Here is a 6,143-nt window from a genome sequence, read left to right as displayed (position 1 = left end):
CGGAGTAATACTTAAGTATGTTTCCATTTCCATGCATTGTCAAACTATACACTTAAGTTGAATCAACAATACATCTTAGTGCAACAACAACCATTTATATACATTTAATTACTAAATCTTATAATCATACGGTGTTTTCCTCCATAAAATCGCGTCCGTAACGCAACTCCCGCAGATCGTACGCTGTTGTTTCGCCTGCCTTCAGTGAGAAATCGCCAAATGGGCGCCCCTTTTTTCCCTGATCAATCCCAACAAGGCGTGACCATACGACCACACTCTGTGGTGATCCTCAATTTTCTTCATCCCTCTGAAACCTCTGCGTAAAAAAATTGGTATATTTAACTGAAGGACCTGAGGTATTGATTTTGATTTTATGAACGCAGTCTCGAAAACAGCCGGAAAAGTTTCTCCTGCCATTGACGGCTGCAAAGCATGACGAAAACGGGATTACTCCGTGAATGAAGAAGATGCGGCGCAAGTCCGAAGTTGCCTGGATGGTAATACGGAGGAGATGCGCGCATTTGTGGCACGGTTTCAAAGTTCGATTTTTGGACTCTGTTTCCGGATGCTGGGGCATCGACAAGACGCCGAGGATGTGGCACAGGAGGTCTTTGTTCGTGCCTTTCGCAGCCTTCATCAATGGGATCCCACCCGAACATTAAAGCCCTGGTTATTGACGATCGCCGCCAATCGATGCAGAACATTTCTGAGCAAACGGTCGAAGCGCCCCGTTCCCGCAGAGTTCGCCTCCGAGCTGGCAGTCAGTCAATCACCAGAACAACTACAGGACCTGAGTGAAGAACTACAGAAAGCCATCAATCTGTTGCGTGAAGATCATCGGACGTGTTTTATTTTATTTCATCAGGAAAATATGAGCTGTCAGGAAATCGGAGAAATTCTGGAGAGGCCGGAAGGGACAATCAAAACCTGGTTGCACCGCTCCAGACAGGAATTAGCGTCAACTTTAAGACAACGTGGCATAGTACCAGAGGTCAGACATGAATCTCGTTGAATATCAGACAGCACTGGAACACATGATCGAAACACAAAATTTTGATCAGCGTTCCAAACTGGAAAATCTGGCAGCACGATCGCCCGAGCATCAGACAGTCTGGGAAGACTTCCTGATCGTGGAATATACATTACCTGCCTGGCAGCAGGATCTGCCTGAAGTCGATCTGGTCGAGGCGGTCATGTCTCAACTCTCGGAATCGCCGGACGGCAGCCTGGAACAGGCACGTCCCTGGGATGATGCATCCACTCAAACTGCCCAGCCGCGTTCCTCGGCCCGTTGGTTTTATGCCGGCGTTCTTGCGGTCGCTGCGTTACTGGTTACCGTTTCCCTGAAAATCGGGTTTGACCGTTCTGAACTGACGCCTTCCCAGACAATCTCAGTCAATACGAGCGAGATTCCGATTTCCCCCGCGCCTCCAGCAGAAAAAGTCGCAACCAATAACCGATTTAACCAGTTACTGCGCAACGCGGGCGCCGCCTCCTGGGGACTTGCTTCGAGCACGGCTGGTGCCATGACGGAAGCGGTCAGTCTGGTTCCGGTCACACGCCAGCTCCCCGAAACAGCCGACACGATGCCTGCGGAATCAAACTGGGTGGATGATATTAACCATGAGATGCAGCCACTGAAAGAACAGATCAGTCATGCCTGGAATTTTATTCTTCATTCCGTTCCCGAAGAATCGACCAGAATTTAAAACCATTTCGTGCCTGACTTTAGATACGTTTTCCTGTTACACATATAAGAACCGCCGGGAGTGCACCAGGTATGGAGCCTATGAAACGATATCCTGTGAAACGATACCTGATTGTGAAGAAACGAACGTTCCTCTCACTCATTCTGGTATCAGCGATCTTCTCTTCCTTATGCGCTGCGCCTGCCCTCGCTGGAGCCCCGTTAAGTCAACTGGTCGATGAGAAAGCCGGCATCTATCTCGAAGCCTCCGATTTGAACGGGCACTTGAAGCAATTTCTGGTCTCGCCTGTCGTCAATCGCTTCCAGCAGACTCATGTGTTTCAATCATGGCTCGAAAGTCAGGATGTCAAAAACCTCAAACAGGGCCTGCGGGATATCGAATCCGTAACGCAACAACCTCTGCTGCCACTGCTCAACAGCATCTTTGGTGAAGCGGCAGGTTTGGCATTTTTTAATAATGGCCCAAAAAAAAATCCTTCTCTGCTCCTCTTAACCAGCGTTAAAGATGCGACCGCTACCAAAAGTCTGTTTGAAAACTGGTTCGAAAAAACGGGGGTCACGGTAACAACTTCTGCATATCAGGATGTTCCCTGTTTCACCGCCAGTCATCCGGCAGCCGCGTCTGAAAAATCATCGCCGCGGCTCTATTACGCCTTTCTCAACCAGACGCTGATTGTCACGGAAAACGAACAGATCCTGCAGTCAACCATCAATCTGTATGCGAAGCAGTATCTCAAGCAACAGCCCCGCGAAAATCAAGCAAGCCTGTTCAATCTGAAAATGTACCAGCGTGCGCAAGCGGTATTGTCGCCGAACGTGACTGGCTCACTCTTCCTGAATCCGCGGATCTGGGATGAGCACATGCAACCGCCGAAAAACGAAGTCGAGAAAGGCGTCGTCAACTGGTGGAACAAAACAGGCGGCCTGATTGTCGGACTCCATCTTAAAAATACGGTGGCGCTGGAAACGGTCATCCTCTTTAATTCTGAAGCGATCGATCTTCCGTTACTGGATATCTTACAAATCCCTGCTGAGATACCGGATAAATACACGCTGATTCCGAAACAGGCGCTGGCCGTCGTCTCTGGACATCTCAACGTGCATTTGCTGGCACGCAAAATCGTCGATTTTTATGCAGACAAAAATCCTGAAAAATGGCAGAAAATACACGCCGTCAGTGTCGGTCTGTTAGGAGGCCTCGATCCGGTCACCGAACTCTCCAAAGCGCTGGGACCGAACTTTCTGTTTTATTCCGTTCCGCGAAAGGAACTCTCCCTCGACGCGATTTCTTTTGACGGCCTCGTTGCATTGCAACTCTCGCCCCCCGGACAGCCGGCAGAGGCTGCCAACAAATCTCCCTACCAGACCGGCCTTGAGAATGCAGCCAACTTTCTGATGAACAGCATACTCAGTCATTATAATTCCGAACCGAAACACGTTGAACACCCGTCTGTCCTGAAGATGGAAGACCATGACCTGTATCACATGCGGTGGATCGAAAATATCGGCCCTTATCAACCCGCTTACGGGATCAATGAGCAGCAGATTGTGTTTGCCAGTTCGCCTGAACTTGTGAGAGAATTCTTCACATTGAAATCCGAAGCGAGCCTCGCCGCGCTCCCCCTGTTCCAGACATGGAAAGAAACGTTTTTTCAGGAAGAGAAACAACTCTGCTTCCTCAATATTTCCTCGATCAGAGCTTTCATCGATCAGAATTCGGAATTCCTGGCTCAGCAGCTTGCGCAAGGACAAGGCGGAGATCTTGAGAAAGGCAAAAACAAGCTTTCCGGGCTGAAAAGCCTGCTCCAATCATTCGATGGACTCTTCTTTGCCGCCGGCATTCAGAAGGATCAGGTGCGGATTATTATGGGCCTGGGTTCACTCGACTCCACCAACTGACAATCCCCGATTATGTACAGAATTCTGAACAAAGACGCTGAATCCTCACCCTATAACCGGGATAATCGGGACAACTACTCAATCGGCAATGTCTACCACACTTATCAGTGTTAATTATTTTAAACAGACTACCCAATCCCGGTTTTTGTGGGAATACTAATAGAGTAGGTTAGCTCCTCATTCTTTCCCTGGCCAGAAATAAAATGGTTTTGTGGATCGATTCTTCACAAAAGATTGTGAACAGGAAATCGGATACTCAGGGATAATTATCGCAAACCAATATTTTGCTCTCAGTTTCAGATTGGTTTTTTATCACTGTTCATTCACAGGTAACTTAATTCAGGCAAAATTACTCCCCTCTAAAAAGGCTTAAATTAAACATGGTAAAACAGCTTGATCCCCCGACAGAATTAGTCGTCGATCGTCGTCGCATCAGTAGAAGAGATACTTCCAGCAAAGAAGCCATTCAGGTAAAGCATAAAGTGGTCGACGAACGAAAAATCGAACGCCGTCGACAGATCGATCCCACAACGTGCGAACGCGACTACAGCGACCAGGAAATCGATTTCATGAAAGCGATGGACGATTACAAAAGACGTAGCGGACGGCAATTCCCCACTTGGAGTGAAGTGCTGGAAGTCTTACACAGCATGGGATATCGTAAGGTAGCAGAACCAACTGATATTTCTCTCTAAAGCATCACTTCTCTGAAGTCATTCATGCTTGAGAATCATAAGTGAGACGCAGTTCCCCCCGCGTCTCACTTTTTTTATTGCGCCGGGTCGCGCCCGATGACAACTAAGGTCAAATCGTCATATTGTTCATTCTGACCGACAAATTTTTTGACGGCACGTAAAATCCGCGAACCCAGTTCGCTGGAACCTGCCGGTGATTTGCGAATGGCGGCTTTCAATCGCTCTATCCCAAACTGTTCGCGTTCCAGGTTCATCGCCTCGGTCACGCCATCGGTAAACAGAATCAGTCGTTCTCCCGGCTTTAACCGATGCTGAATGGTTTTATATTCGTAATCTTCCATGACCCCCAGGGGTACGCTCGGAGAGTCTGCTGTCAGTTCTGTGATCATGCCATTTGCTTCAAACAGCAGGGGCACCAGATGACCGGCGTTGACGAAAGAAATCAGATTCTGTGTGAGATCGATCTGCCCCAGAATAAACGTGATAAACCGGCCATCGTGCGCCGATTCGTCGATATGGTGGTTAATCCGATGCACGGCGTCTGTCACGTCGGTCACAAACTCCACCGTGCTGCGAACCGCACTGCAGACCCTCGACATGACCAGTGAAGCCGGAACGCCCTTACCGGCTACATCGCCCAGAGCAAACCAGATCAGGCTGTCATCCGTCTGAATAAAATCGTAATAGTCGCCCCCCACTGCCCGGGCGGCCTCGTAAGACACAAAAAATTCATAACCCGGAATCTGCGGTATTTTTTCAGGCAGCAACCCGCGCTGCACGCGGGCCGCGATTTCCATTTCATTGTCGTAACGCTGTTTTTCCACATGCGAGATCATCAAACGGGCACTCTCATACGAAAGTGCCGCCTGACCTGCAATCACCATTAAGAGTTCCAGATCGTCCTCCGAAAACATCTGGCCGGCAAGTTGCGTGTCCAGATTGATAATACCGATCACACCTCCGTCGCGTCCCAGCATGGGGGCACACAAAATGGAACGGATCGTGAGCGTCGAAACCGACTCGCTTTTTTCAAACCGTTCATCATTGGCAGCATCTGCAGAGAGCACACCCGTTTTATTATCCGTCACGGCTTTGAGAACCGTCCGGCTGAGTTGCAGGGCTTCGTGATCATTGTCCCGTCGATGCCGAATGGCTTTGGGGAAAAAACGCAGGTTCTCCCGATCGCGCAATAAAATACATCCCCGGTCCGCAGCGGGAAATATATGAAACAACCCTTCCAGAACTTTTTCAGCCATCGAATCCAGATCAGTGGCGGAAGCAATCGTGCGACTGATTTCCAGAATCGCCTTTAATTTGATTTCCGGCTTGATCTGGTATTGATCAATGTCAGTCGTCGTTCCCGATGCTCGCAGAATCGTAGGCTTATCAACGGCCGGCGGTCTGACAGAAACGTTTTTCAGCGAAGGAATTAATCCGTATGACGTCAGCAGACCTTCGTGCTGGCTGTTTTCATATTCGGCATCGCTGGAAAATTCCAGTAGAAAAGGCCCGATCGAAATCTGATCGCCCGACTGCAAAGCCACCGGGTCTTTGACAAGCGTGTTGTTGACAAAAGTCCCATTGCCGCTGCCGAGATCTTCCAGTCGATACTGTTCGTCTTTGCCGACGGTGATCCGTGCATGATAGCGGGAAACCGTGTTTGATTTGAGGCAGACTTCACAATCCGGATGTCGACCGAGAGTCACCTGCTTCCCCTTGATTTCCAGTCTGGAAGAATTGCCATTATTTTGCAAAAACAGGCTGGCAGACATGGTGTGGCTATCAGGTTGAAAAGTTATATGAAAACAGCATTCTTCAGGAAACACGCCCGAATGTCATTA

Annotated in this window: 5 protein-coding genes; 4 read left to right on the top strand and 1 reads right to left on the bottom strand. The window is 49.0% G+C overall.

Annotated elements, in window-relative coordinates; all coding sequences use genetic code 11:
- Positions 1-454 precede the first annotated feature (454 nt).
- The 4 genes from Q0294_RS13550 to Q0294_RS13535 all read left to right on the top strand — a co-directional run bounded on the left by Q0294_RS13550 (position 455) and on the right by Q0294_RS13535 (position 4,302).
- A complete protein-coding gene (locus tag Q0294_RS13550; protein ID WP_299466241.1) occupies positions 455-1,012 on the top strand; it encodes an RNA polymerase sigma factor in 558 nt (185 codons plus the stop codon).
- Positions 999-1,709 carry a hypothetical protein gene (locus Q0294_RS13545; protein ID WP_299466238.1) on the top strand — a complete coding sequence of 237 codons (711 nt, stop codon included), beginning with the start codon at positions 999-1,001 and terminating at the stop codon, positions 1,707-1,709. The genes Q0294_RS13550 and Q0294_RS13545 overlap by 14 nt, the downstream gene beginning before the upstream one ends.
- Positions 1,710-1,789: 80 nt before the next feature.
- Entirely contained in the window at positions 1,790-3,607 is a 1,818-nt protein-coding gene (locus tag Q0294_RS13540) for a DUF3352 domain-containing protein (RefSeq protein ID WP_299466235.1), read from the top strand.
- A 380-nt stretch (positions 3,608-3,987) separates the two neighbouring features.
- Entirely contained in the window at positions 3,988-4,302 is a 315-nt protein-coding gene (locus tag Q0294_RS13535) for a hypothetical protein (RefSeq protein ID WP_299466232.1), read from the top strand.
- Positions 4,303-4,376: 74 nt separating this feature from the next.
- On the opposite strand, the gene Q0294_RS13530 is transcribed toward Q0294_RS13535, so the two are convergent.
- Positions 4,377-6,074 (bottom strand): SpoIIE family protein phosphatase, encoded by a 1,698-nt coding sequence (locus tag Q0294_RS13530; RefSeq protein WP_299466229.1) that lies wholly within the window; start codon positions 6,072-6,074, stop codon positions 4,377-4,379.
- Positions 6,075-6,143 lie beyond the last annotated feature (69 nt).

The organism is uncultured Gimesia sp., from assembly GCF_937919775.1.
Taxonomy (GTDB): domain Bacteria; phylum Planctomycetota; class Planctomycetia; order Planctomycetales; family Planctomycetaceae; genus Gimesia.
The sequence above is the reverse complement of the archived record's forward strand: the minus strand, read 5'-3'. Positions and strand labels throughout refer to the sequence as shown.